Annotated in this window: 22 protein-coding genes and 1 pseudogene; 14 read left to right on the top strand and 9 right to left on the bottom strand. The window is 68.4% G+C overall.

The window, feature by feature from the left end; all coding sequences use genetic code 11:
• Nucleotides 1–7 precede the first annotated feature (7 nt).
• A complete protein-coding gene (locus tag IT182_05480) occupies nucleotides 8–3,196 on the top strand; it encodes an efflux RND transporter permease subunit (GenBank protein MCC6162783.1) in 3,189 nt (1,062 codons plus the stop codon).
• Nucleotides 3,197–3,205: 9 nt separating this feature from the next.
• Nucleotides 3,206–4,453 (top strand): MFS transporter, encoded by a 1,248-nt coding sequence (locus IT182_05475; protein MCC6162782.1) that lies wholly within the window; start codon nucleotides 3,206–3,208, stop codon nucleotides 4,451–4,453.
• A gap of 6 nt (nucleotides 4,454–4,459) precedes the next feature.
• On the opposite strand, the gene IT182_05470 is transcribed toward IT182_05475, so the two are convergent.
• From IT182_05470 to truA, 3 genes are all read right to left on the bottom strand, one after another.
• Nucleotides 4,460–5,488: a c-type cytochrome gene (locus tag IT182_05470; GenBank protein MCC6162781.1), complete on the bottom strand. Its 1,029-nt coding sequence runs from the start codon at nucleotides 5,486–5,488 to the stop codon at nucleotides 4,460–4,462.
• A gap of 14 nt (nucleotides 5,489–5,502) precedes the next feature.
• Nucleotides 5,503–6,705, bottom strand: a complete 1,203-nt coding sequence (locus tag IT182_05465) for an ATP-grasp domain-containing protein (protein ID MCC6162780.1) — start codon at nucleotides 6,703–6,705, stop codon at nucleotides 5,503–5,505.
• 89 nt (nucleotides 6,706–6,794) lie between these two features.
• The gene (gene truA / locus IT182_05460; GenBank protein MCC6162779.1) at nucleotides 6,795–7,541 is read right to left on the bottom strand and encodes a tRNA pseudouridine(38-40) synthase TruA; all 747 of its coding nucleotides are present in this window, start codon (nucleotides 7,539–7,541) and stop codon (nucleotides 6,795–6,797) included.
• A 76-nt stretch (nucleotides 7,542–7,617) separates the two neighbouring features.
• Between truA and IT182_05455 the strand changes: the two genes are divergently transcribed.
• The 7 genes from IT182_05455 (at nucleotide 7,618) to IT182_05425 (ending at nucleotide 13,618) form a co-directional block, all read left to right on the top strand.
• A complete protein-coding gene (locus IT182_05455; protein ID MCC6162778.1) occupies nucleotides 7,618–7,893 on the top strand; it encodes a type II toxin-antitoxin system Phd/YefM family antitoxin in 276 nt (91 codons plus the stop codon).
• A complete protein-coding gene (locus IT182_05450; protein ID MCC6162777.1) occupies nucleotides 7,881–8,297 on the top strand; it encodes a PIN domain-containing protein in 417 nt (138 codons plus the stop codon). Before IT182_05455 ends, IT182_05450 begins: the two co-directional genes overlap by 13 nt.
• Nucleotides 8,298–8,369: 72 nt before the next feature.
• Nucleotides 8,370–9,149, top strand: a complete 780-nt coding sequence (locus tag IT182_05445; protein ID MCC6162776.1) for a 3-ketoacyl-ACP reductase — start codon at nucleotides 8,370–8,372, stop codon at nucleotides 9,147–9,149.
• Between the two features lies 1 nt (nucleotide 9,150).
• On the top strand, nucleotides 9,151–10,002 hold the full coding sequence (locus tag IT182_05440; GenBank protein ID MCC6162775.1) for a sugar phosphate isomerase/epimerase: 852 nt from the start codon (nucleotides 9,151–9,153) through the stop codon (nucleotides 10,000–10,002).
• 41 nt (nucleotides 10,003–10,043) lie between these two features.
• Nucleotides 10,044–10,808 (top strand): enoyl-CoA hydratase/isomerase family protein, encoded by a 765-nt coding sequence (locus IT182_05435; GenBank protein MCC6162774.1) that lies wholly within the window; start codon nucleotides 10,044–10,046, stop codon nucleotides 10,806–10,808.
• Between the two features lie 41 nt (nucleotides 10,809–10,849).
• On the top strand, nucleotides 10,850–12,379 hold the full coding sequence (locus tag IT182_05430) for an acyl CoA:acetate/3-ketoacid CoA transferase (protein MCC6162773.1): 1,530 nt from the start codon (nucleotides 10,850–10,852) through the stop codon (nucleotides 12,377–12,379).
• Nucleotides 12,380–12,577: 198 nt separating this feature from the next.
• Entirely contained in the window at nucleotides 12,578–13,618 is a 1,041-nt protein-coding gene (locus tag IT182_05425; protein MCC6162772.1) for a Gfo/Idh/MocA family oxidoreductase, read from the top strand.
• Between the two features lie 75 nt (nucleotides 13,619–13,693).
• On the opposite strand, the gene IT182_05420 is transcribed toward IT182_05425, so the two are convergent.
• Nucleotides 13,694–14,665, bottom strand: a complete 972-nt coding sequence (locus IT182_05420; protein MCC6162771.1) for an RluA family pseudouridine synthase — start codon at nucleotides 14,663–14,665, stop codon at nucleotides 13,694–13,696.
• Nucleotides 14,666–14,701: 36 nt separating this feature from the next.
• On the opposite strand from IT182_05420, the gene IT182_05415 reads away from it, so the two are divergent.
• Nucleotides 14,702–15,592 carry an ROK family protein gene (locus IT182_05415; GenBank protein ID MCC6162770.1) on the top strand — a complete coding sequence of 297 codons (891 nt, stop codon included), beginning with the start codon at nucleotides 14,702–14,704 and terminating at the stop codon, nucleotides 15,590–15,592.
• Between the two features lie 10 nt (nucleotides 15,593–15,602).
• Here the strand turns inward: IT182_05415 and IT182_05410 are convergent, their stop codons facing one another.
• From IT182_05410 to IT182_05395, 4 genes and pseudogenes are all read right to left on the bottom strand, one after another.
• Nucleotides 15,603–16,322, bottom strand: a complete 720-nt coding sequence (locus IT182_05410) for an ATP-binding cassette domain-containing protein (protein MCC6162769.1) — start codon at nucleotides 16,320–16,322, stop codon at nucleotides 15,603–15,605.
• 125 nt (nucleotides 16,323–16,447) lie between these two features.
• A complete protein-coding gene (choW, locus tag IT182_05405) occupies nucleotides 16,448–17,326 on the bottom strand; it encodes a choline ABC transporter permease subunit (GenBank protein MCC6162768.1) in 879 nt (292 codons plus the stop codon).
• A 60-nt stretch (nucleotides 17,327–17,386) separates the two neighbouring features.
• A pseudogene (gene choX, locus IT182_05400) lies at nucleotides 17,387–18,274 on the bottom strand (choline ABC transporter substrate-binding protein).
• 7 nt (nucleotides 18,275–18,281) lie between these two features.
• The gene (locus tag IT182_05395) at nucleotides 18,282–19,919 is read right to left on the bottom strand and encodes a family 10 glycosylhydrolase (GenBank protein MCC6162767.1); all 1,638 of its coding nucleotides are present in this window, start codon (nucleotides 19,917–19,919) and stop codon (nucleotides 18,282–18,284) included.
• Between the two features lie 48 nt (nucleotides 19,920–19,967).
• Between IT182_05395 and IT182_05390 the strand changes: the two genes are divergently transcribed.
• The 4 genes from IT182_05390 (at nucleotide 19,968) to IT182_05375 (ending at nucleotide 24,973) form a co-directional block, all read left to right on the top strand.
• Entirely contained in the window at nucleotides 19,968–21,383 is a 1,416-nt protein-coding gene (locus IT182_05390; GenBank protein ID MCC6162766.1) for an MBOAT family protein, read from the top strand.
• Entirely contained in the window at nucleotides 21,383–22,378 is a 996-nt protein-coding gene (locus tag IT182_05385; protein ID MCC6162765.1) for a hypothetical protein, read from the top strand. The genes IT182_05390 and IT182_05385 overlap by 1 nt, the downstream gene beginning before the upstream one ends.
• A gap of 196 nt (nucleotides 22,379–22,574) precedes the next feature.
• Entirely contained in the window at nucleotides 22,575–23,588 is a 1,014-nt protein-coding gene (locus tag IT182_05380; GenBank protein MCC6162764.1) for a P1 family peptidase, read from the top strand.
• Nucleotides 23,585–24,973: a sodium:solute symporter family protein gene (locus IT182_05375; GenBank protein MCC6162763.1), complete on the top strand. Its 1,389-nt coding sequence runs from the start codon at nucleotides 23,585–23,587 to the stop codon at nucleotides 24,971–24,973. Before IT182_05380 ends, IT182_05375 begins: the two co-directional genes overlap by 4 nt.
• Before the next feature lie 162 nt (nucleotides 24,974–25,135).
• Here the strand turns inward: IT182_05375 and IT182_05370 are convergent, their stop codons facing one another.
• Nucleotides 25,136–26,185 (bottom strand): response regulator, encoded by a 1,050-nt coding sequence (locus IT182_05370; GenBank protein MCC6162762.1) that lies wholly within the window; start codon nucleotides 26,183–26,185, stop codon nucleotides 25,136–25,138.
• Between the last annotated feature and the right edge of the window lie 13 nt (nucleotides 26,186–26,198).

The following is a 26,198-nucleotide window of genomic DNA, read 5'->3' as shown; positions in this document are numbered from 1 at the left end:
CCAGGCCATGCACACGCTTGCTGACATCTGCATCCGTCGCCCCGTCTTCGCCAGCATGATCGTGCTGTCGCTGGTCGTGGTCGGCGCGGCCGCCTATCTCGGGCTGGGGGTTGACAGGTTCCCATCGGTGGACCTGCCGACGGTGCGCGTGCAGACGTCGCTGCCCGGCGCGTCGCCCGAAGAGGTCGAGGTCCTCGTCAGCCAGCGCATCGAGGAAGTCGTCAACACCGTCGAAGGCATCTCCGAGCTGCGGAGCATCTCGGGCCAGGGCATGTCGCTCGTCATGGTCACGTTCGACCTGAATCGCAACGTCGACGTGGCGGCGCAGGACGTGCGCGACCGCGTGGCGACGGTGCTCTCCCGCCTGCCGCGTGACGCCCGGCCGCCGGTGATTGCCAAGTTCGACAACGACTCGGCACCGGTGATGTCCATCGCGCTGTCCGGCAACCGTTCCCTGCGCGAGCTCACGGAACTGGCCGACAAGGTGGCGAAGGTCCAGTTCGAACGGCGTCCGGGTGTGGGCGAGGTCCTGATCGTCGGCGGGCAGGAACGCGCCATCAGCGTCTGGCTCGATGCCAACCGCCTGGCGGCCTACGGCATTCCGGTGAGCGCCGTGCGAGACGCGCTGGTGCGCCAGAACGCCGATCTTCCTGGCGGAAACGTCACGACCGACGTGCAGGAGCGCGTCCTGCGCACGATGGGGCGCGTGCAGGAGCCCGCGGACTTCGCCAACATCGTCATCTCCAATCGTGGCGGCGTCCCGCTGCGCATCAGCGACATCGGCCGCGTCGAGGACGGCACCAAGGAACAGCGGAGCCTGGCGCGCCTCGACGGCAAGCCGACGGTGGTCATGGAGGTGCGCCGGCAGTCGGGCTCGAACACCGTCGCCGTCATCGAGGGCATCAAGGCGGCGATGCCGCGTGTCGAGGCCCAGCTTCCAGCCGACGTGTCGCTCGAAATCATCTCCGACCAGTCGCGCTACATCTACAACGCGCTGCACGAGATCAACATCCACCTCGTGCTCGGCAGCATCCTCGCGTGCCTGGTGGTGATGCTCTTCATGCGCAGCTGGCGTTCCACCATCATCGCGGGTATCGCGATTCCGGCGTCCGTCGTCTCGACGTTCGGGATGATGCGGGCGCTCGATTTCACGCTCAACAGCGTGACGATGCTGGCGCTCGTGCTGATGGTGGGTATCGTGATCGACGATGCCATCGTGGTGCTGGAGAACATCTTCCGCTGGGTGGAAGAGAAGAAGATGGACGCGTTCGAGGCGGCGCGCCACGCCACGGCGGAGATCGCGCTGCCCGTGCTCGCCACCACGCTCAGCCTCGCGGTCATCTTCATCCCGGTCTCGTTCATGTCGAGCATCTCCGGGCGCTTCCTCTACCAGTTCGGCATCACCGCGGCCGTCGCGATCCTCGTGAGTCTGCTCGTGAGCTTCACGCTCACGCCGATGATGAGCGCCCGCCTGCTGCGCGGCGAAGCCGCCAAGCACAAGGACGCGCATGGCGCGGCGTCCCGCGCCGGGTTCTATCGCCACATCGACGCGTTCTACACGCGCGCGCTCGGCTGGTCGATGAGCCACCGGACCGTGATCATGGGCATCGGTCTCCTGGTCGCGCTCTCGTCGATTCCGCTCTACTCGATCGTGAAACAGGAATACGTACCGAGTGACGTGGACGAGGCCGAGTTCGAGTTGAGCGTCAACGCGCCGGAAGGCACGGCCATGGTCGCGATGGACGACGCCATGCGGCAGATCGAGCAGCAGATCCGCGAGATCCCCGGCGTGCGGACGGTGCTGGCCACGGTGGGCAGCAGCTTCCTGGGATCGGTCAACCAGGGACGGGCCTACATCAGGATCGCGCCGCACGAGGAGCGTCTGTTCTCGGTCGGACGTCTTGCGCGCGAAACGCTGCGCCTCCAGCCATGGAAGGCCTTCGAAGGCAACTACACGCAGCGGGAGGTCATGACACGCGTCAGGGAGGTGTTGCGCGCGTACCCGGAGTTGCGAGGCGGTCCGCGCAACATGCAGACGTTCAATTTCGGCGGCGGACCGTTCGAGATCGACGTGTCGGTCCAGGGGCCGGTGCTCGAAGAGCTCGCGCGCTATACCGAAGAACTCCGCGAGCGCGCACCCGAACTCGGAATCGTGGACGCCGACACCACGCTGAAGCTCGATCGCCCCGAACTGCGGGTGCAGATCGATCGCGCGCGGTCTGCCGATCTCGACGTGGACACCCAGGACGTCGCGACGGCGCTCCGCCTGCTGGTCGGCGGCGACGACGAGGTCACCCGGTATCGCGACGTGGCGCTCAACGACGACTACGACGTCCAGCTGCGCCTGACCGATACCGATCGCCAGGACGTGGCGACCATCGGCCGGCTGCTCGTGCCGTCGCGCGACGGGCGGCTCATCCGCCTCGACAACCTCGTCACCATCGAACAGTCGACCAGCCCGTCGCGCGTGGACCGTCTGGACCGACAGCGAGACGCGCGCCTGCGCGGCAACGTGATGCATGGCTACGCGCTGGCCGACCGCCTCGCGGCCATCAGGCAGGAAGCCGCGAGCATGAACCTGCCCGCGGGCTACGTCCTGACGATCGGCGGCCGCGGCAAGGAGCTCGAAAAGACCTTCACCGAGTTCCTCTGGGCGTTCTCGCTGTCGGTGATCTTCATGTACATGATCCTGGCGGCGCAGTTCGAGAGCGTGATCCACCCGTTCACGATTCTCCTGTCGCTGCCGCTGGCCGTTCCCTTCGCGCTGCTCTCCCTGTGGGCAACGGGCACCACGCTGAACCTGTTCTCCGCGCTCGGCCTGCTCGTACTGTTCGGCGTGGTGAAGAAGAACTCGATTCTGCAGATCGATCACATGAACAACCTGCGCGCGCAGGGGATGCCGCGCCTCGACGCCGTCATGCAGGCCAACCGCGATCGCCTGCGCCCCATCCTGATGACGACGCTGGCGCTGGTCGGCGGCATGATGCCGCTGGCGCTCGGCATGGGGCCTGGTGCCGAGGAACGACGGACCATCGCCGTCGTGGTCATCGGCGGGCAGACGCTGTCGCTGCTGCTCACGCTGCTGGTCACGCCCGTCGCCTACTCGGTCTTCGAGGACCTGGCCGCAACGGAGGGTTGGCACCGCCTGCGGGCACGCCTCGCGAATCTGAGGCCGACGACGCGCACCGCGGCGTAGAATCCCCGGATGCTTCAGCCAGACTCCGCGGCACCGCTGCGGCAGGCCGGCCAGCGCGCCGTCACGCTGTCCGTGGTGGTGGCCGCGCTCGGCTACTTCGTCGACATCTACGACCTGCTCCTCTTCAGCATCGTCCGCGTGCCGAGCCTGCGCAGCATGGGCATCAGCGGCGACGAATTGCTGCGCGCGGGCGAGCGCCTGCTGAACATGCAGATGTCGGGCATGCTCCTCGGCGGCCTGCTGTGGGGTGTGCTCGGCGATCGACGCGGCCGGATCAGCGTGCTGTTCGGGTCGATCTTCATGTACTCGGCAGCCAACATCGCGAATGCGTTCGTCCACTCGGTGGAGGCCTACGCGTGGCTGCGGTTCCTGGCCGGCATCGGACTGGCAGGTGAGCTCGGCGCGGGCATCACGCTCGTGAGCGAGATCATGCCCAAGGAGACGCGCGGCTATGGGACCGCCGTTGTCGCGGCCACGGGCATTCTCGGGGCCGTAGTCGCCGCGCTCGTCGGCGACTTCTTCGACTGGCGCATCTCGTACATCGTCGGCGGCGTGATGGGATTCGCGCTGCTCGCGCTGCGCATCGGCGTGTACGAATCTGGGATGTTCGAGCAGGTGCGCAAGGCGGGCGCCAGTCGCGGCAACGTCCTGCAGTTGTTCAACCGGTGGGATCGCGCGCGCAAGTACATCGCCGTGATCCTGATCGGCGTGCCGATCTGGTACGTCATCGGGATCCTGATCACGTTCTCGCCAGAACTCGGACTCGCGCTCGGGATGGCAGAGGCGCCATCGGCGGGACGTGCGGTGATGTTCGCCTATCTGGGACTGGCGGCCGGCGACATCGGGAGCGGGTTCTTCAGCCAGTACATCGGCAGCCGTCGTCGTGCGGTGCTCGTGTTCCAGACGATCACGGCGGCGTTCGTGGCCGTGTACTTCTTCCTGGCGCCGTTCTCGCTGAACGCCTTCTACGCGCTCTGCGTCGCGCTCGGGTTCGGCGCCGGGTACTGGGCGGTGTTCGTCACGGTGGCGTCGGAACAGTTCGGCACGAACATTCGCGCCACAGCCACCACCACGGTGCCCAACGTGGTGCGCGGGTCCGTCGTGCTCCTGACCTCGTCTGTCGGCTGGCTGCGGCCACAGGTAGGGGTGGTGTACAGCGCGCTCATCGTGGGCGTGATTGCGCTGGTCATCAGCTTCGTCGCGCTGTCCGGGCTCGAAGAGACGTTCGGCAAGGACCTCGACTACGTCGAAGACTGACGCGCGTCAGCGCGCGTCGCGAAGCGCCTTCATCTTCTCCTGCAGCGGCTGGAACGGACCGTACTTGTGCTGGTCGGCAGGCGCCTCGTCCACGTACGGCGGGAACGCGCTGTCGACGGGCTTGTTCCAGCGCGCGGGGAAGTCGCGATCGAGATGTGACTTGCTCGGGCGTGGATGGCTCAGGACGAAGGCCGCCACGTCGTACGCTTCGTTGTCGGTGAGCACCGAAGCGCCCTGCTGCGCGCCGAGCGGCATGTTGGTCTTGATGAAGGCAGACGCCATCAGCAGTCGTGCCATGCCGGCGCCGTCGTTGAACGAGTCGGGACCCCAGAGCGGCGGGAACACGTAGCCGCTCGCCGTGCCGGGCGGCCCGGCCGGAAGGCCGGCACCCTCGGGACCGTGACAGAGCGCGCAGCGCTCCTGATACACCACCTGGCCCGCAGCGGGATCCGCGCGTCGCTCGGGCGGCGTGAACTTCGGCAGGCCCAGTCCGTCGGGGCGACTGCCGACAGGCACGCCCGCCGACAGGAAGTGCATGTACGCGAGGAAGGCCTTCATCTCGCGACTGCCGGCCGGCAGGGCCTTGCCCGCCATGCTCCGCTCCAGGCACCCGTTGATGCGATCGTCGAGCGTGCTGATCGCGTCCTCGCGCGCACGGTATTGCGGAAATGTCGCGGACACGCCTACCCACGACATCGCGAACGCCTTGGTGCCCAGTCCCTGGTGACACGACGTGCAGGCCATGTTGTTGCCGGCATACCGCATCGAGGGGTCGCTCACCTCAGGGCCGATATGCGCGAACGTCCGGACCGCGAGGTCTCTGCCGTAGCGCACGAGTTGTCCGTACGCATCGTCTGGCAGGGCATCGGCGTCGTAGGGCGTGGAGGGTGCGTCATCGGTCGACGCCTCCTGTGGGGCGGGTGCCTGTGTCGCGTCGACGATCGCGTGATCCTGCGCGCAGCCGGTGAACGAGAGGCCGATCAGCAGGATGGACGTGATGGCGGCGAACGCCGTGAGAGAGACGAAACGGGCCATACGGTACGCGTGCGTCAGACTGGCGGCCGTTCCATCGGCGGCAGGACGGCGAGGAAGTCGTGCTCGAAGCGCCGTGCGTACTCGCCGAGCAGATGCTGCACGCGGTCGTAGTCGTGCGACCCGATGACGAGGGCCGCGTGATGGCGTTTGGCGGGCCTGAGGACGACCTCGGGATCCGTGTAGCGGCTCGTGTCTGGCCACTCCTGGCGCGCCAGCGCGAGCACCACGCCGCCGTAGTCCCCACGCTGCGGGGGGAGCGCGTATGGCGTCTCGCCGCCCCCGATCTCGAGGTTGGCCCACTCGCGCCACACGTTGACGCCCGTCGCGGCCTCCAGCGAGTCGGCGATGTACGCGCCGCCCACGCGGCCCGCCACTTCCAGGAAGTAGAACTCGCCGTCGTGTCCGCGGATGAACTCGGCGTGCGTGGCGCCGCGGATGAACCCGAGCGCGGAGAGCAGCGCGCGATTCATGTCGAGGAGGGTGCGCTCCTCGTCGGACCCTCGGCGCACGGTGTTGGTGATGAACACGCCGCCGCTGTGCGCGACCTCCATCGGCGGACGCCAGTAGCGGTTCACGCCGGCGAAGATGACGGTGCCGTTCTCGACGAGCGAGTCGACGTGGAACACGTCGCCAGGCACGAAGCGCTCGAGCAGGTAGTGCGTGGAGCGCTCACTGACCACCGGCCGTGCGTCGAGCGCGTCGATGGCACGCCACACCAATTCGGATTCGTGCAGCTTCTGGATGCCGACGGCAGACACGTCAGACCGCGGCTTGAGGACCCACGGGGCGGGGACCGATTCCATGTAGCCGCGAATCTCGTCGTAGTTCAGGACGTGGACGAACGCCGGCACGCGGATGCCGGCACCGAATGCCTTCACGCGCATGGCCAGCTTGTCGCGGAACAGGCGCGCCGTCGTCGTGCCCATGCCGGGAATGCGCAGGTGCTCGCGGATCGTCGCGGCGTGCATCACGTCGTACTCCTCGAGCGCCACGATGCGGTCCACGCGATTGTGCCGGGCGAACTCGGAGACGGCCTCCACGAAGTGGTCGGCCGTCGCGCCATTGTGGACGGTCAGCACCTCGTCGATCGCCTCGTGCGCCCAGTCCTCGTCGCGCAGCTTCTCCTTGATGACAAGCACCACGCGGCACCCGCGCTGCCGCAACTGGCGAAGGAACTCGTTGCCCTTGAAATAGCTGGCCAGACAGACGACGGTCACGGGACACAGTGTAAGGGACACGGCGGTATGGAGCGCCAGGGCAGGGGCCCGACCCGCGAGGATTCCCGTCGTTCGTCATTCTGCATTCGTCATTGCCCGTCCCTGTAGATGACCTCCTCGAGGAACAGCCCTGATGCCGGGGCCGTCAGCCTGGCGACGTCCGATCCGTCGCTTCGGAGCAGGCTGGCGATGTCGGACTCGCGCAGGTCGCCGGTGCCCACGCGGACGAGGACGCCGACCATGCGGCGCACCATGCGCCACAGGAAGTGGGATCCCGTGACGCGAATCAGGATCAGGTGCCCCTCCTCGACGATGTCGACCGCGTCCACCTGGACGCGCGTGCTCTTCTCGCTGGCATCATCGTCGGAGAACGCCTCGAAATCGAGCCGGCCGACGAAGCTCGCCGCGCCGCGCCGCATCGCGTCGACGGCGATGCGATCGCGCACCCACCACACGAACGGCTTCTCGAACGCGGTGCGGCGCCGGCTGACGCGATACACGTAACGACGCGCTATCGCGTCGTGCCTGGCATGGAAGCGGTGGTGCGCGACCCTGACGTCGAGCACGTTGATGTCCGACGGGAGCGCCTCGTTGAGCCGCGTCAGTAGCGTGGCCGGTGGGATCGACGTGGCCACGTCCAGATGCGCCACCTGCCCGAGCGCGTGCACGCCGGCATCGGTCCGCCCGGCGCCATACAGTTCCACTTTGTCGCGCCGACCCGTCACCGTGTGGACGGCTTCCAGCAGGTCGCCCTGCACCGTCCGCGCATTGCGCTGGATCTGCCACCCCGAGTAGCGCGTCCCGTTGTATTCGATGAGCAGCCTGAAACGCGGCACGAGGCAGTGTAACGGAGCGGGGGCCCGCTGGTTCGACAACCTTGCTGAATCAGATTGAATCAGATAGCATGCCCGCATGAAGACCCTCTCGGTGACGGAGGTGGCAAGGAACTTCAGCGCGGTACTCGACGCCCTGGAACTCGACCAGGAAGAAGTGATCCTCGTGCGCAATCAGCGCCAGGTTGCGCGCCTCGTTCCCGAGGCGCCGCAGCACGATGCCCTGAGCGTGCTGGGCGATCTGTATCGAACGCTGGACGAGGACACCGCCGACGCCCTGACTGCTGCCGTGGCGACGCAGCGCAAGAGCCGGCGCGGACGGGTCTCGGAACTGCGCGACCCATGGGCTGGCTGATCGACACGAGTCTCTGGGTCGCCGTCGAGCGCGGCACCATCGGTGCGGCCGACATCCACGCGATCACCGGACACGACCCCGTCTACCTCTCGCCGGTCAACGTTGCCGAGATCCGTTTCGGTCTCGATCTCATGCCGTCGGGCCCACGGAAGCAGAAGGCCGCGGCGGCGCTTCGGCGATTGCTTCGCAAACCGCAGTTGCGGATCACCCTCGAAACCGCGTCCACGTTCGGCACACTGGCCGCCGCGATCAGGAAGTCGGGCAAGGCGCCCGACGTACGGATCAACGATCTCTGGCTCGCGGCGCAGGCGATCCAGCGGGATCTGGGTCTGTTGACGACCAACCGCAAGGACTTTGCCGACATCCCCGGGCTCCGGATGGTGGTCATGCCGCTCCCGACGTGAGGGAGCGGCTTGATCTATGCTCTCCACGTTTCCGGAGCCTCGCGTCTGGCCATCGGTTCTTCTGCCCCCGTCGTGTCCGTGCGTCCCGTCGCCATCGTGACGGGAGCGTCGCGGGGCATCGGGCGCGCGTGCGCGCTCGCGCTCGGTGCGTCCGGCTTCAACGCCGTACTCGCGGACCTTCCGGGAACCGCCGACGGTCCCCTGCGCGAGACGGCGCATGAGGTGTTGGCACGCGATGTCGACGTCGTGACCGTGGTCACTGACGTCGCAAGACTCGACCAGCACGCGTCGCTGCTCGACGCTGCAACAGCGCGCTGGGGGCGCGTGGACTGCCTCGTGAACAACGCGGGCGTCGGCGTGATGCAGCGCGGCGACGTGCTCGATGTCACGCCCGAGAGTTTCGATCGCTGCATCGCCGTCAACACACGTGCGGTGTTCTTCCTCACGCAGCGCGCTGCGCGCGTGATGCTGGCGCAGCCCGCGATGGCGGGACAGCATCGCAGCATCATCACCGTCACCTCGAGCAACGCGGTTGCCGTATCGATCGCGCGGGGCGAGTATTGCGTCTCGAAGTCCGCGGCCAGCATGGTCGCCCGAGTGTTCGCCGTCAGACTCGCCGACGCCGGCATCGGCGTCTACGAGGTACGACCGGGCGTGATCGAAACGGACATGACGCTGCCGGTGAAGGACACCTACGACAGGGCGATCGCAGACGGTCTCGTCCCGGCACGGCGATGGGGTACCCCGGACGATGTGGCCGCCACCGTGCGATCGATGGCCGAGGGTCGATTGGTCTACACGGTCGGACAGTCCGTGGCCGTCGACGGCGGCCTCACGATTCCGAGATTCTGAGATGCGCGAGTTGAGCGACTGTCGGTCGGCGCTCTCCCTCAACACGGCCACGCTCGGGCATCGCCGGACGCTCGAAGACGTCATCGACATCTGCGCCGCGCGGGGATTCGGGGCGATCGCGCCGTGGCGGCGCGACATCGCGGGCCGGCGACTGGCGGACCTCCGAACGCGAATCGCAGACCACGGGATGACGGTGAGCGGCCTGTGCCGCTCCACCTACTTCCCCGCGTCGTCGGAGGCGGAGAGACGGGCGGCCATCGACGACAACGCGCGCGCGCTCGACGAGGCGGCGGAGCTCGGTGCGGCGTGCTTCGTGCTGGTCGTCGGCGGCCTGCCTCCAGGCCAACGGAGTCTGGAAGACGCGCGCCGGCAGGTCATGGACGGCGTTGCGTCGCTGCTCGATCGCGCGCGCGACGTCGGCGTCCCACTGGCGCTCGAGCCGCTGCACCCGATGACGACAGCGGACCGATCGTGCCTGAACACGCTGGCGCAGGCGCTCGACTGGTGTACGACACTCGATTCCGATCGGCGCGGCGGCCTCGGCGTGATCGTCGACGCGTATCACGTGTGGTGGGATCCAGATCTCGACGCGGATCTCTCTCGCGCGTGCCGGGATGGCCGCGTTCTCGGATTCCACGTGTCGGACTGGTTGCGCGACACGCGCGATCTCGTGGCCGATCGCGGCATGATGGGCGACGGCGTGATCGAGCTGCGGCGCATGCGCGGCGTACTGGAATGCGCCGGCTATGCCGGCCCGGTGGAGGCGGAGATCCTTTCCGCGGCCAACTGGTGGACGCGTCCGGACGAGGACGTGCTCGACGTCTGCGTCGAACGCCTTCTCACCGTGTGTTAGGGCGACAGGCGAAGGGGAGACGCGTGGAGGAATCCGGGTCGATGGTTCGCGTCACGAGGCACGAGCAGTGGCTGGAGATCGTGCTCGACAGGCCGGAGAAGGGCAACGCGCTCACGTTGCCGATGCTCGACGCGATCGGACACGCGGCCGAGGGAGTCGCGCGCGATCGCGACGTGCGAGCGGTGGTGCTGCGCGGTGCGGGTGAGCGCTTCTTCTGCACGGGCGGCGACATCGAGGCGTGGGGAAACCTGTCGGCGCTCGACATGGGCCGTGCGTGGATCCTCGCTGGCATCGATGTCTTCGAGCGGTTGGCGGCCCTGCCGCAGCCTGTCGTCGCGGCGCTCAACGGGCACGCGCTCGGCGGCGGCCTCGAACTCGCGCTTGCCGCCGACCTTCGCCTTGCCGTCGCCGGCGCGAAACTCGGCACACCTGAAGTGAGCCTGGGCATGATTCCCGGATGGGGTGGAGTGGGGCGGCTCGCGGACGTCGTCGGGCCGGCACGCGCGGCGCACCTGACGCTCCTGGCTACGCCCATCACCGCCGCGCAGGCGCTCGACTGGGGGCTCGTCACGGCCGTCGCACCGGACCACGACGCGCTCTCGCGACAGTGCGATGCGTGGATCGAGCGTCTCTGCGCCAACGGACCTGCGGCGATGGCGCTCGTGAAGGGGCTGCTGTCCGCGTCGCGGCGGGATCTGCGACATCACCACGCGGCAGCGGCGGCACAGGCGTCGGCCACCGGCGACTGCCGTGAAGGTGTCCGCGCCTTCGTCGAGAAGCGTAAGCCCCTGTTTCACAATCGATAGTCCGTCACGTCACCGGTTGCACGACCGTATTCGACACGCTCATGGCCCATACGCGCTTCATGACAGCTGACGAGGCTGCCGCCCTGATCGGCGATGGCGAGACAGTCGCCATCAGCGGTAACGGCGCCGGGATGATCTCCGCCGAAGCCATCCTGGCGGCACTCGAACGACGCTTCCTGCAAACCGGGCATCCGCGTGAGCTCACGCTCGTCCACTCGCTCGGACTGGGCGACCGCGAGGCTCGCGGCACCAATCGCCTCGCGCACGAGGGGATGCTGCGGAAGGTGATCGCCGCCCACTTCACGTGGTCGCCGCGCATGCAGGCGCTGATTCGCGACGAGAAGATCGAGGCGTACTGCCTGCCCGGCGGCGTCATCCAGCACCTGCTCCGGGAGATCGGTGCGGGACGGCCAGGCCTCTTCACGCACTCCGGGCTCGGCACGTTCGTCGATCCACGCCAGGATGGCGGGCGGTGCAACGCCCGCAGCCGTGAATCGCTCGTCGACCTGCTGACCATCGATGGACGCGAGGTGCTGCACTACAAGCCGTTCCGCGTCGACGTGGCGATCGTTCGCGGGACGTACGCCGACACGCGCGGCAATATCAGTCCCGAAGGCGAAGCCATCGACATGGACGTCCACGCGATGGCGCTTGCTGCGCACAACGGCGGCGGCCGGGTCCTCGCGCAGGTCAGGCAGGTGCTGGAGCCTGGCGCGCTTCCCGCCAGGCACGTCCGCATCCCCGGCATCATGGTCGACGCCCTTGTCGTCGATCCGGAGCAGGAGCAGTTCTACGATCTCGCGTACGACGAAACGGTGAGCGGTTCGCGGCGTGCGGCGCTGCGACAGGACGAGGCCGCGGTTCCAGCGAAGCTCGAACGGCGCATCGTGGCGCGGCGTGCGGCGATGGAACTGCGCCCGGGCGCGTCGCTCAACTTCGGGTTCGGGATGCCCGGCGGCATCTTCGGCGTGATCGCAGAGCAGGGGCTCGGCCCGCAACTGTGGATGAGCGTGGAGCAGGGGACGCACAACGGCGCCATGCTCGACGAGCACCTGTTCGGCGCCGCGCGCAACGCCGACGCGATCGTGCCGTCGATCGAGCAGTTCGACTACTACAGCGGCGGCGGCATCGACATCGCGTTCCTCGGCATGGGCGAGGTGGACGCACACGGTAACGTCAACGTGTCGCACCTCGGTGGCAGCCTGATCGGCCCCGGTGGGTTCGTCGAGATCGCGCAGAACGCGAAGAAGGTGGTGTTCTGCGGCACGTTCGATGCGCAGGGCTCACGCATCGCATGGGCCGACGGCCGCCTCTCGATCGTCACGCCGGGCAGGGTGCGCAAGTTCGTCGAGCGCGTCGAGCGCATCACGTTCAGCGGCGACTACGCGCGGCGCGGCGGCCAGGAGGTGCTGTACGTCACCGAACGCGCCGTGCTGCGCCTCGATCCCGGAGGCGTGTCCCTTGTGGAGATCGCGCCCGGCCTCGACCTCGATCGCGACGTCCTGCGCCACATGGGCTTCAGGCCCGATACCTCCCACGTCCGCGAGATGCCCGCCGCCTCGTTCGCGTGAACGGTGGTCACCACCGGACCTCCCGGATGGAGGGTGCCGTGACGGCGGGATGACCGCATGGGGCGCGACTTCACACGGCGTAACGCCCCCGCCGTGTGGGTGCGGTTCGCCCGTCGCGATGTCCGTGTTGTCGATCCGATGGCGATGTGTGACCATCGCCCGGCATGCGGACGAGGCGTGCGGTGGTGCGTGGTCGTCATGAGAGCGAGGCACCGTGTGGTGAGGGTCGGGATCGTCGGGGCGGGGTTGCGTGGTCGGTTGTTCGCGACGGCGCTCGCGGAGTCGCCTGTGTCGGATGTCGTCGCCTTTGCGGAACCGTCTGGGGCTACGGCGGACGCGGCTCGGCGTGACCTGGGTCTCCCTGTCGTCTCGGATCACGTCGCGTTGCTCGATCAGTTCGACCTCGACGCGGTGATCGTCGCCACGCCGGACTTCGCGCATCGCGACGCGGCCGTTGCCGCCGCCCGCGCGGGCAGGCACCTGCTGATCGAGAAGCCGCTGGACATGTCCGTTGGCGAGGCGCACGAGATTCGCGATGCCGTGCGCGACGGCGGGGCCACCTGTCTTGTCGGGTTCGAGAATCGCTGGAACCCGCACATCGTCCAGGCGCACCGCGCGATCGGTGATGGCGCGATCGGTGCGCACATCATGACGACGGCGACGCTCTCCAACACGTGGTTCGTGCCGACGACCATGCTGTCGTGGGCCGCCCGTTCGTCTCCCGTCTGGTTCCTGATGCCGCACACCATCGATCTGGTGACGCATCTCTCGGGCAGGACGCCGGTGTCGGTCACGGCCGTCGCGTCGAGAGGCGTGCTGCGCGCGCGCGGCATCGACACCATCGATGTCGTCCATGCCCTGATCACGCTCGACGATGGTTCGACGGCATCGCTGACGTCGGCGTGGACCCTGCCCGATGGCACTGATGCGATTGTCGACTTCCGCTTTCAGGTCGTTGGCACTGATGGCGCGATCGGTGCCGACCCGATCCATCAGGGCCTCACGCTCGTCACCGATCGCCAGCACGCGCGAGGGCCGCTGGCGGGCCGGATCGGGACGAGCCTCGTCGGCGCGCCGATCTGGATGGCGCAGGAGTGGGTGGCGTGCCTGGATCGCGGTGAGGCGCTCGGTCCCGGCGTCGACCAGGGCGTGCTCGTCACCGAAGTCATCTGCGCACTCGAACGCGCGTACACCGAACGTCGCGTCGTCACCCTTGCCGAAATCCGCGACTGTTGCTGACCAGCGCGCTCGAGCCCGTGCGCTCCGGCAGGTGCGGTGCGTCGGACATGCGGCATGCTCGGCATTACCGGCATTTCACCGATCCCCACCCCGCGACTGTCTGGTCTGTTTTCGGAGTTTCTCGAGGTAGTCGCGGAGATCTGTTGGCATGGGAGCGGTGAACGTGACGGGCCTGCCGTCGGACGGGTGTTCGAAGCCCAGACGCTGCGCGTGAAGGGCCTGGCGGGGGAAGCGGAGGGCATGTCCGGGCTCGCCTTCGCGCGGGCGGTAGCGTCGATCGCCGACGAGTGAGTGACCGTGCAGTTGGGCCTGCGCGCGGATCTGGCCCTGGCGTCCGGTGTGGAGGCGGATCTCCAGCAGCGAGGCGTCGGCCAATCGCGTGACAACGCGATAGGCGCACGATGCGTCGCGGGCCTCCGGATCGCCGGGCCGCGCCCGGCGCTGCACGAACGCGTCGGCATCCCACGACAGCCGGTCTGCCCACGTGCCAGCCGGCGGATCCGGGTGTCCGTTCACCAGCGCGAGATAGACGCGCTCCGGCGTGTGGTTGGCGAACTGCCGCACGAGCGCCGCGCGCGCCGGTTCGTGCAGCGCGAACATCACGAGGCCAGATGTGTCCTTGTCGATGCGATGCACCACCAACGGCTCGCGCGTCCTGTGGGATCTGTAGCGATCGTGGACGAGCGCGAGCACGGACGGTGCCTGGCTGTCGCCGTCCAGGGGCACTGTCAGCAGACCCGCCGGCTTGTCGATCACCACGATGTCATCGTCCTCGTGGAGGATGACGAGACCATCGCGCGCCGCGGGCCTGACGGTGCGTGACGCCGACCCCGGACGATCCATCCAGAGGCGTATACGGTCGCCGGCTTTCACCGGTCGCGCTCCCGCGCCTGCCGGCACCTCTTCGTCGTTGACGAGCACGCGCCCACGGGCGATGGCGTCCGCCGCGCGCGGGCGCGAGCCGGCCCGCCCGGCCGCCGCCAGGAACTTGTCCAGGCGCAGTCCCTCCTCGTCTGCCGTCGTCACCCACGTCTGATCGCTCTTCACTCCGCTAGGGTACCGGGTATACGCTGCCGCCCGACCATGCGAATCGGGATCGATCTCGGCGGCACGAAGATCGAGGCACTTGCCCTCGACGATGATGGACAAGAGCGGCACAGGGAGCGACTGCCCACGCCACGTCACGACTACGACGGTACGCTGGCCGCGATCGCCGAACTGGTGCGGCGCTGCGAAGAGGCCACAGGTGTCACGGGTTCTGTCGGCGTGGGCATGCCGGGGACGATCTCGCCGGCCACGGGGCGCGTGAAGAACGCCAACTCCACGTGGCTGAACGGCCAACCGTTCGCCGAGGACCTCCAACGCGTGCTCGCGCGTGACGTCCGTCTGGCCAACGACGCCAATTGCCTGGCGCTGTCAGAGGCGACCGACGGCGCTGCCGCGGGGGCGGAGGTGGTCTTCGGCGTGATTCTCGGCACCGGCGTGGGCGGCGGCCTCGTCGTCCACGGCAACGCCGTGATCGGGGCCAACGCCATTGGCGGGGAATGGGGCCACAACATGCTGCCGTGGCCCGACAGCGACGAGTATCCCGGGCCGGCCTGTTACTGCGGCCTCAGCGGTTGTATCGAGACGTGGCTCTCGGGCCCGGCGTTCGCCCGGGAGTTCCGGCGCGTGGCGGGGCGCGATGCGACGCCCGCGCAGGTCGACGATCTCGCGCGCGCGGGCGATGCACAGGCGATTGACGCCTGGCAGCGCTACGAGCATCGGCTGGCCCGCGCCCTCGCCGGCGTCATCAACATCGTCGATCCCGACGTGATTGTCATCGGCGGCGGTGTTTCGAACGTGGACCGCATCTACGAGCACGTGCCGAAATTCTGGGACACGTGGGTGTTCTCCGACCGCGTGGACACGCGATTGGTCAAGGCGCGCTACGGCGACTCGAGCGGCGTGCGCGGCGCGGCGTGGCTCTGGTGAGCGCGGCCGATCAGCGGTGGAATTCGTGGAGGAACTGGGCCACGTCGTCTGTGGCCGGCGAGGCGAGCACCTGATCGAGTGTGCCCGTCTGAGCGATGCGCCCGTCGTGCATCACGGCGATCCGGTCGCCGAGTCTGGCCGCTTCGGCGAGATCGTGCGTGACGAACAGGATCGTCTTGCCGAGGCGCTGGTGCAGGGCGCGCAGTTCGTCCTGCAGGCGCCGCCGGATCACGGCATCCAGTGCCGAGAACGGTTCGTCCATCAGCAGGATGTCGGCGTCCGTGGCCAGCGCTCTCGCGATGCCGACGCGCTGCTGCATGCCGCCAGACAACTCGCCGACGGGACGATGGGTCCATCCGCCAAGTCCCACCATCTCCAGTTTCTCGGCCACGATGCGTGCGCGTGCGTCGGGCGGGTCGCCGCGCAGTTCCAGACCCAGCGCCACGTTCTCACCGACGGTTCGCGTGGGGAGTAGCGCGAACTGCTGGAAGACCATCGCCACGCGATAGCGTCGCAGGCGACGCAGGGTCTCCGGTGCGCACCGGGCAACGTCGACCAGCGTGTCGCCGTCGCGCATCCGAACGTGGCCGCGCGTGGCGGGCGTCAGCGCGTTGGCGGTTCGCAGCAGCGTTGACTTCCCGGAACCCGATGGGCCCACGATCACGCAGAACTCGCCGGGCCGTACCTGCAGCACGGCTCCACGCACCGCGACAAAGACGTCGAAGTCCATCGCCACGCGCTCGCGCGGCGCGCCATCGTCGCAGGCCCTCAATGCTGCATCGAGGCGGCGCGCGCGTGTACTGGTTCTGCCGCGCGCGAACAGCACGTCGACGCTGTCGAAGCACAGCGCGTCGGTCATCGACCCACCTGTCGCTCCGAAGAGGTCGCCGGTGCGATCGATCGGTCCGACGGACGTGCGAGCCTGTCGAGAACGATGGCGAGAAGCACGATGGCGAGTCCGGCCTCGACGCCCATGCCGACCTGCACAGTGTTGAGCGCCCTGACGACGGGCACGCCAAGCCCGCCCGCGCCGACGAGTGCCGCGATCACCACCATCGACAGGCTGAGCATGATGCACTGGCTCACGCCGGTGAGAATGGCCGACGAGGCGCTCGGCAACTCGATCTTCCACAGCAACTGCCACGGCGTGGCTCCGAACGCCTGACCCGCTTCGAGAAGGGGACGAGGGACGGACGTCAGGCCGAGCTGCGTGAGCCGGATGGGCGCGGGCAGCGCGAAGATGACCGTCGCGATGAGTCCCGGCACCACGCCGAGACCGAACAGGACGAGCGCCGGCGTGAGGTAGACGAACGTCGGCAGCGTCTGCATCAGGTCGAGCAACGGACGCAGCAGCGTGTGGACGCGTGGCCGGCGCGCCGCGAGGATGCCCACGGGGATGCCGATCGCGGTGCTGACACCGGCCGCCACGAGTACCAGCGCCAGCGTTTCCACGGTTGCGGCCCAGTACCCGAGATTCATGATGAGCAGCAGGGCCACGGGAACGAACACCGTGAGGCCGACGGCGCGGCGACGGTACCAGGCGGCGACCGTCGCGAGCACGAGGAGCAGCGCCGCCGGCGTGCGGGCCAGCGCGCCGTGCGTCACGCCAACGACTCGTTCGACGACGCGCGAGAGGACGTCGAACGCGACGCCGGCGTGCTGCCGCGCCACGTCGACTCCCGTGGTGGCCCAATCGCCGACAGGGAGCTTGTGCCTCGCGACGCGCGCGGCCATCGCGTCGGCTGCGGAAGAGTCCGTAAGGGCACTCGTACGCATGTCTGCGCGGAATGGCACGACCCCCGTCGTCCAGGCGGTCACGCGATCCTCGTGATGAGCGATCCAGGCACGCGCGGCGTGCGCGGCCGGCTGCCGATCCGTCAGCATGGCGTCCATCAAGCCGTTCTCATCGTCCACGCTGAAGACGACCGATCGCAGCAGGTGCGCCACGTTGGGACAGGCGGCGGTGTAGCCGCGGCGTGCCACGGTGTGGACGGTGGCTCCGCCGAAGTCCGCGCCGAACCACTCGTCGCCGCCCGTGAGATAGCGGATGGACAGACGCGTGTTCATCGGGTGTGGCGACCAGCCGAGGAACACGATCGCCTCCCGGGCGCGCATCGCGCGCTCGACGGCGGCCAGCATGGCCTGCTCGCTCGACTCCACCAGTTCGAACCCCGCGAGTCCGGCGTCGTTGCGCGCGATCATGCGCAGGAGCGTGTCGTTGGCCTCGTTGCCGGGTTCGATGCCGTGGATCTTCGCCCCGAGATCCCCGCGGAAGCGACTGATGTCGTGGAAGTCGCGCAGGCCTGCGTCGTACAGGTACGCGGGGACGGCGAGTGTATAGCGCGCGCCGCGAAGGTTGGTGGCGATGACGTCGATCGAACCGTCTTCGACGTACTGGGCGATCATCTCGCGCTGCGAGGGCAGCCAATGGCCGAGGAACACGTCGATGTCGCCGTTGCGCAGCGCCGCGAACGTCACGGGTACCGAGAGCACCGTCACGCGCGGCTCGTAGCCGAGCGTGGTCAGTACCTGCGAGACGACGGCCGTCGTGGCCGTGACGTCCGTCCAGCCGACGTCGGAGAGGCGGACCACGCGACAGGACTCGGGATCCTGCGGAAGAGGGTGCACCTGCGCGATGGCGACGGGGCCGGAGAGGCCGATCGCCAGTAGCAACGGGATCAGGCGTGACTCAGCGACAGATCGCGACACCGGTGCGCGAGGGATCGATGCCGAGGGTGATGCGTGCCACGGCGCGAGCGCTCACGTCGATGGTGCAGTCGCCGATGAACGCGCTGCCGGTGGGCGTGACGACGCGGAGACGATAGGTGCCGGGCGTCATGCCGGGTGTCGAGAAGACGCCGGTGCCGTCGCTCACCACGTCATCGGGGCCGGCCGTGCCGCCGGTGCTGTCGAGGAACACGTGCGCGCCGTCGACGGGGGCGCCGTTGCCGTCGACGAGGCGACCGAGCACGTAGCCGATGGCGTCCTTCCACGGCGCGGCGGCACGGGGCACGACAACGGTGAATAGACCGGGTTGCACGTGGTCGACGACCTGTCCGCTGGTCGTGCGCCCCGTCCGCAGGGCCGAGGCGACGTCCTCGAACGGCCGCTGTGGTGTGTCGCGGCCAGCGGGAGCCGAGAGGGGGTTGTTGACGACCGGTGCGTTGTTGGCCGCGAGCGAGAAGAAGCTCACGCCACCGACCGGTCCCGCGGCGGCAATCGCGGCGTGCGCCTGTGCCAGCAGGCCTTCGAGGGAATTCATGTACCCGCCGAGGCTGATCACCACGGGCCGGGCAGTCGGCGTGGCGTTGACCCATCCGATCCAACTGTCGAACTCGTCGACCCCCGTGGCCGTGTGCGCGGCCCGATAGACCTGCGGGACCACGACGTCGACGCTGCCGTCTGCGGCCCACGCGAACCAGTCCTGGAAGCTGCGGGCATACGCGATGGTGGCGCGCGTGTCGCCGGGCATGCGACCCGTGACCACGCCGGAGACGCTGACGACGACCGACGGGCGCACGGCGAAGACCGACGCCGTCACGCGACGCGCGAGCGCGGTGATCTGTTCGCGCCGCCAGTCGCTCCACCGCGCATCGACCGCGTTCGGTACGCCTGAGGCGCCCGCGCGCGCCTGGAAGCGTGCCACCGACACGGCGTTGTACCCGACGCTCGCCGTGCCACCAGGCGCCTCCGGGTACTGGAGGCCGTCGAGGCGTACGCCGTCCACCGGGTAGCGCTCGACGAGACGCGTCACCAGTTCTACCACGTAGTCGACAGCGGCAGGATGGCCGAAGTCGAGCCAGTAGTCGGTGCCGAAACGGTACCCGTCCATCGACGAGCCGTTGCCGTCCGGCACGAGGGTTCGCGTGAGCCAGTTCTCCGCGCCCTCGACGATGCGGGAGCCCGAGAATCCGTGTCTGTTGAAGACGTGCCGAGGGTCGGAGGGCGCTGTGGACAGGTGCCACACGGGGCCGATGGTCAGCAGCGCATGGACCTCCAGCCCCGCTGCGCGTGCCTTCGAGAGGAGATCGCCGAGCGGGTCGAAGCCACCATCGATCGGCACGCCGTCGGGCAGCGGTTCGACGGCGTCGAGATAGAAGGCGTCGCCCCGGCGTCGGACCTGCACGAACAGGACGTTGGCGTGCATCGCCGTCGCGCGGGTCACCGCCAGCGTCACCTCGTCCGGCGTACCGAGACGCGTGTTGAATGTGTCGACGTACACGCCCCGCCAGCGGGGCGTGGTGTCCTGCGCACCGGCCTCGGGAGCCACAACGGCAAACGCCAGCACGGCCGCGACGACGCAGCACAGGGTTGAACGAACACGCACGCTGATGCGATGGTAAGGGGCCATCTGTCTGGTTGTCCACGTTTTCCCGTGAATTTCGTCTCCTGGTCGTTCGCCGTTCTCCTGATGACCGTGTGGTTGGCCCGCCTGACGGTGGGCCGCCGCAAGGTCGAGCCCGTTTACACGTGGATCCTGCTGGTCGCGAGCCTGGTCTTCTACGGCTGGCACATCCCGTCCTATCTCTGGGTGCTGCTGGCCTCGTCGGTCATCGACTTCTTCGCGGCACTGACCCTGGAACGTCCCGGCCTGACGGTCAGGGCCCGGCGCGCCATCCTGGCCGTCTCGCTCACGACCAACCTCGGTCTCCTGGCGTTCTTCAAGTATTTCGGTTTCGGCCTCGACAACCTGCAGTGGCTGGCCGAGGCCTTCGACGTGCCGTTCGACAGGCCGACGTGGGAAGTGGTGCTGCCCATGGGCATCAGCTTCTACACGTTCCAGTCGATGAGCTACACCATCGACGTCTACAGGGGCGTGCTCAAGGCCCTCCCGAACTTCAGGGACTTCATTTTCTTCATCGCGTTCTTTCCGCAACTGGTCGCCGGGCCGATCGTCAGAGCCACGGAGTTCCTGCCGCAGATCCCCCGCGTACGGCGCGTGCGATGGCCGGTCATCGCGTCGGGTCTCGCCCTCATCGTCGAGGGCTACTTCCTGAAGATGGTGTGTGCCGACAACCTGGCCGGTTACGTCGACAAGTACTGGGACACGGGCTACACGACCGACGCCAGCGCCGGGATGGTGCTGTGGCTCTCGCTTCTGTTCAGCGGCCAGATTTTCTGCGACTTCGCCGGCTATTCGCAGATCGCGCGCGGGTGCGCGCAGTTGCTCGGGTATCAGCTGCCGGTCAATTTCAACAGCCCGTACGTGGCAGGATCGTTCAAGAATTTCTGGGAGCGCTGGCACATCACGCTCTCGCGCTGGCTGCGCGACTACCTGTACGTGCCGCTCGGTGGCAATCGGGTGTCGCCGCGGCGCACGTACGTCAACCTGATGCTCGTGATGCTGCTGGGCGGTCTCTGGCACGGCGCGGCATGGACCTACGTGGCGTGGGGCGCCCTGCACGGCGGCGCACTGGCCGTGGAGCGGATGCTGGGACTGCATCGCGGGCTCGAGCGGCGACCGTGGTGGCTGCGCGTATCGTGGGCGCTCGTGGTGCAGGTGGTGGTGCTCGTGACGTGGGTGTTCTTCCGCAGTTCGTCGTTCGCGGGGGCGGCACAGTTCATCGGCAACGTCGCGCCGCTCGATGGCCTGGCCCTGAATCGCGAGATGTGGACGGCGCTGGCGTTCCTGCTGCCCGTGGTGCTGGCGCACGCGTGGACGTGGCTCGTGGAGCACGAGTGGGTGCGCCCGCTCTCGCCGATGCGCCGCGCGGTGCTGGCGGGTGTGATGGTGTACACGATTCTCATCGCGTACGGATCCAGTAACGCGTTCATCTACTTCCAGTTCTGATGACGGAGACGGGTGTGCGGTGCGAGCGGCGGAGCAGGGACGCGCGACGGGAGATCGTTGTCGGGCTCCTCACGCTCGCCGTGTGCGTGCTGTCGGGGTGGGCAATCTGGAAACACACCCCCCTTCGGTGCTACCAGCTCGATGTCACGACGGCCGCCGATCCGCCTCCTCAACACTTTCTCGCGCACGACCGCGGTGGCCACGTGGATCATCACGTCCTGTTGCACGGTACCGACCGGGACGTGCTCCAGAACATGCGTCGGGCCGACGTCCTGCTGGTGGGCAATTCGCGCTTGATGTTCGCGCTGCGCGGCGAGTCCCTGCGCCAGTACTTCACGATGCGCGGGTTGTGGCCGTTCGCGATGGGATTCGGGCATCTCGAGCAGCACGAGTTCCCGCTCGCGGTGATGCGACGGCACGATCTCAGGCCGAAGGTGGTCATCGCCAACGTCGACAACTTCTTCGGTGGTGTGACGTCGCGCTGGGGCGCGCGCGTGATGAACGACACCGCGTTCGACGCGTGGAAGGTGCAGGCCGAGGCGTCCATCTCGCACGCCGTCAGGCGCCAACTGCACACCATCGTCCCGCACGTGCCGGACCTGTGGGACGGCGAGCGCGAGTTCGTGATCTACCGGTCGGAGCGGGACGGCGCGTGGTTCATCGCCACCGACTTCGGACACGGTGCGCGCCTGCAGGAGTTCTATCGCGGCCGCGACATCGTACGTCCGCACAACCTGGAGTTGGCGCGCGCCTTCAAGCGAGAGGTGGAGGCGCGTGGCGGTCACCTCATCTTCGCCCTGGTGCCAGGGCGCGACGTGTCACTGACGCACGCGCAGATGCTCGCCGATCTCGTCGACGTCCCCCTCGTGGCCCCGGATCTGCCCGGCATGCGCACGATGGACGGGTCCCATCTCACCGACGCCAGCGCCGAGCGTTACGCCTCCGCGTTCTTCCAGCAACTGGATCCGGTGCTCGACAGGATCCTCACGCAGTGACAAGGGAGAAGGCCAAAGGGTAAAGGACAAGGACAGTGAAAAAGCCGGAAGGGGAAAGTCCGAAGATGTAGGGGTCGGGCGTGCCCGGCCCGAAAGGTCAAAAGGGCCAAAGGGCCAAAGGAAGGGCACTGGGGATACGATCGACGCCGTGACGGGGACCTGGGGGACGGCGCTGGTAGTGGCGGCGGTGGCAGCGATGGCGGGTGCACAGACGACGGGGCCGCGACGACCGCTGAACGGTACGCTCACTGACGTCGAGGGCGTGCTGGTGGGGCAGGCCGTGCGCCGCGAGCGGCCGACGGGCTGCACCGTTGTCGTCGTACGCGACGGCGCCGTTGCCGGGGTCGACGTGAGAGGTGCCGCTCCTGGCACGCGCGAGACGGACCTGCTCGATCCGCTCAACAGCGTCGAACGCGTGCACGCCATCGTGCTGGCCGGCGGCAGCGCGTTCGGGCTCGACGCCGCGACGGGCGTGATGCGCTGGCTCGAATCCGAAAGTATCGGCTTTCCCGTCGGTGCGTTCCGCGTTCCCATCGTTCCTGCCGCGATCCTGTTCGACCTCGGCGTTGGCGACGGCGCGATCCGGCCAGACGCGGCGTGCGGGCACGAGGCGGCGGTGTCTGCGTCGAGCGCGCCTGTGAGGCAGGGCAACGTCGGCGCCGGCGCCGGCGCCACGGTGGGGAAGTTGCACGGGATGGCGCGGGCCATGAAGGGTGGCCTCGGCAGTGCGTCGATCCAACTGCCCGACGGCGTCATCATCGCAGCGCTGGTTGCCGTGAACGCGCGCGGCGACGTGATCGACCCGTCGACCGGGGCCGTTGTCGCAGGCGTCCGCACTCCAGACGGACGCGGGTTGGCCGACGCGCGGATCCTGCTGCGGCAGGGCGCGCCCGCGCCGGCGCTCACTGGCGAGAACACCACGCTCGGCGTCGTGGCGACCAACGCCGTGCTGACCAAGACGCAGGCCTCGCTCGTGGCGCGCATGGCGCACGACGGCTTCGCGCGAGCCATCGCGCCGGTCCACACGCCGTCCGATGGCGACACGATCTTTGCCATCTCCACCGCCAGGCACGAGGGCGTCGCTGACGTCGGCCTCATCGGGGCGCTGGCGGCAGACGTCATGGCACGGGCGATCGTCAACGCGGTGCGGCATGCCGAACCGCTGCCGTCGTTGCCGTCGGTTCGCAGCCTCGAGACAGCGTCTCGATGACGACGCCCGCCACGCTGCTGTTCCTCGTCGCGTACGCGCTGGTCCTCGTCGCGCTCGGATGGTGGACGTCGCGGCGCGCCACGGCATCGGACTTCTTCGTCGCGGGGCGCACACTCTCGGCGCCGCTGCTGGCCGGTACGCTCATCGCGGCGAATATCGGTGCCGGTTCCACGGTGGGCGCGGCGGGCCTCGGGTATCGGGACGGCATCGCCGCCTGGTGGTGGGTGGGGTCGGCAGGGCTCGGCTCGATCGTGCTGGCGCTGGTTGTCGGCCCGCGCATATGGCAGGTGGCCACGCAGGGCGATCACCGGACGCTCGGCGACTACCTGCACGCGCGATTCGGCGCGGACGTCCGCGCGGTGATGGCAGGCCTGCTCTGGGTCGGGTCGCTGGCGATTCTCGCCGCGCAGCTGATCGCGCTGGCGGGCCTGCTTCGCATCGTCGCCGGCGTGCCGCACGCGTGGGGGTGTGCGATCGGCGGCGCGGTGGCCATCGCGTACTTCGTCTCCGGCGGATTGCTGTCGTCGGCATTCGTGAACGCCATGCAGGTCGCCGTGCTCACGCTCGGCTTGTTGATTGCCGTGCCGGCGTTGTGGCCTGCGTCGGGGCTTGCCGCGGCGCTCCCCGTTGACGTACCGGCCACGTACTGGAATCCGACCGCGAGCGGCTCCTCTGGCATCGCGTATCTCGCGCTGCTCGGACCGTCGTTCATCGTGTCGCCAGGCCTGCTTCAGAAGGTGTACGGTGCGCGCGACGCGCGAGCGGTGCGCGTCGGGGTGCTGGCCAACGCGCTCGTCCTGCTGGCGTTTGCCGCCGTGCCCGTGCTGCTCGGCATGCTGGCGCGGACCTATCATCCGGGTCTGCCGAATCACGAACTCGCGCTGCCGACGCTCCTGCGCGACGATTTGGCACCCTGGCTCGGCGCGCTCGCGCTTGCGGCGCTGTTCTCGGCGGAGGTGAGCACGGCGGACGCGGTGCTCTTCATGCTGTCCACGTCGCTCGCGCGCGATCTGTACGCCGGACACCTGAACCCGGCCGCCGCGCAGGCCGACCAGCTCCGCGTCGTGCGCATCGCTGCTGTCGTCACAGGTTGTCTCGGCATCGGCCTGGCGATCTGGGCCGGCAGCATCGTGAAGACAATGCAGGTGTTCTACGCCCTGTTGAGCGCGGGCCTGTTCGTGCCCGTGATGGCGGGCCTGTTTCTCCCGCGTACTCGCCGCCCCGACGCGCTCGCGGCGATGATCGCCGGCCTCACCACGACCGCGATCCTGCACAGCTGGCGCGGCAGCACCGGCCTGGCCGGCATCGACCCCGTGATCTGGGGCCTCGCCGCGTCAGCGACAGCGCTCGCAGTGTCGATGCGGCTCAGGGCGCCAGCGGGTTAGGGCTCACGGCGCACGGCTCAAAGGTCCAAAGGTGCAGGAAGGCGCGCCCACACGACAGATGGACGCGCTCCTCACACCACAGATGGAGGCCGGGGAGGCAACCCCTGGCAGGCCGCCTGCCCGGCCGCTGATCGGTTGCCGGTTGCCGGTTGCCGGATCTACCTACCTGTTCAACGGCTCTCGTGCGGCGACGGCGGCGAAAGCGGCGGCGATGTCGGGATCGAACGCGGTTCCGGCGTCGCGGGTGACGCCGGCGACGGCCTCGTCGTGACGATCGGGCGCCGGTTCGCCGTGAGGATGCGTCATCGCGTCGTACACGTCGGCAACGTGGGTGATACGGCCCGCCAGGGGGATGTCGGTACCGGCGAGGCCTGACGGATACCCCGTACCATCCCAGCGTTCGTGGTGGGTGAGGGCGATGTCCTCGGCGGTACGCAGGAGGTCGCCGCGACTGCCCGAGAGGATGTCGGCGCCGATCACCGTATGGCGCTTCATCTCTTCGAACTCCTCCGGTGCGAGCGGCCCCGCCTTGAGCAGAATGGCGTCGCGGATCCCGATCTTGCCGACGTCGTGCAGCGGCGCGGCGCGTTCGATCGTGAGCACCGTATCGCCGGTCAGGCCCAGTTCGCGTGCGATCAGCCCGGCCAGGCGTCCGACGCGACGGGTGTGTTCGCCCGTGTTGTCGTCCCTGAACTCGGCGGCGAGGGCCAGGCGCTCGAGAATCTCGAAGCGCGCGATCTCCAGCTTCCGCGTGCGTTCCTGCACCGTCGCTTCGAGGTTGCGATTGTGCTTGTCCAGCTGCAGGTACAGGAACCGCGTGACCAGCAGGTTACGGATGCGGAGCAGCGCCTCGACGGCGTCGAACGGCTTGTTGAGGAAGTCCTTCGCGCCGGCGCCGAGCGCGCGCTGGCGCACCTCCACGCTCAGGTCGGCGGTGACCACCAGGATGGGCAGGTAGCGTTCCTCGCTGAGGCGCCCCTGCAACTGCTCCATGACGCCGAAGCCATCGAGCCCAGGCATGTGCAGGTCGAGCAGGATCAGGTCCGGGTTGACCTGCGACACCAGCGACGTCACCTGCTCCGGTGTCGTCGTGGAGTAGAGCCGGTGGTAGCCGGCGGAGGTGAGGAGCCGTTCCAGCAGGCGGACGTTGGGGGCCTGGTCGTCGACGATGAGGATGCGCGCCCGTGTCGTCGGTTCGGCCAGGGTGGACACTGTGCCGGAAGTA

This window comes from Acidobacteriota bacterium (assembly GCA_020845575.1).
In the GTDB taxonomy this organism is placed as follows: Bacteria; Acidobacteriota; Vicinamibacteria; order Vicinamibacterales; family Vicinamibacteraceae; genus Luteitalea.
The sequence above is the reverse complement of the archived record's forward strand: the minus strand, read 5'-3'. Positions and strand labels throughout refer to the sequence as shown.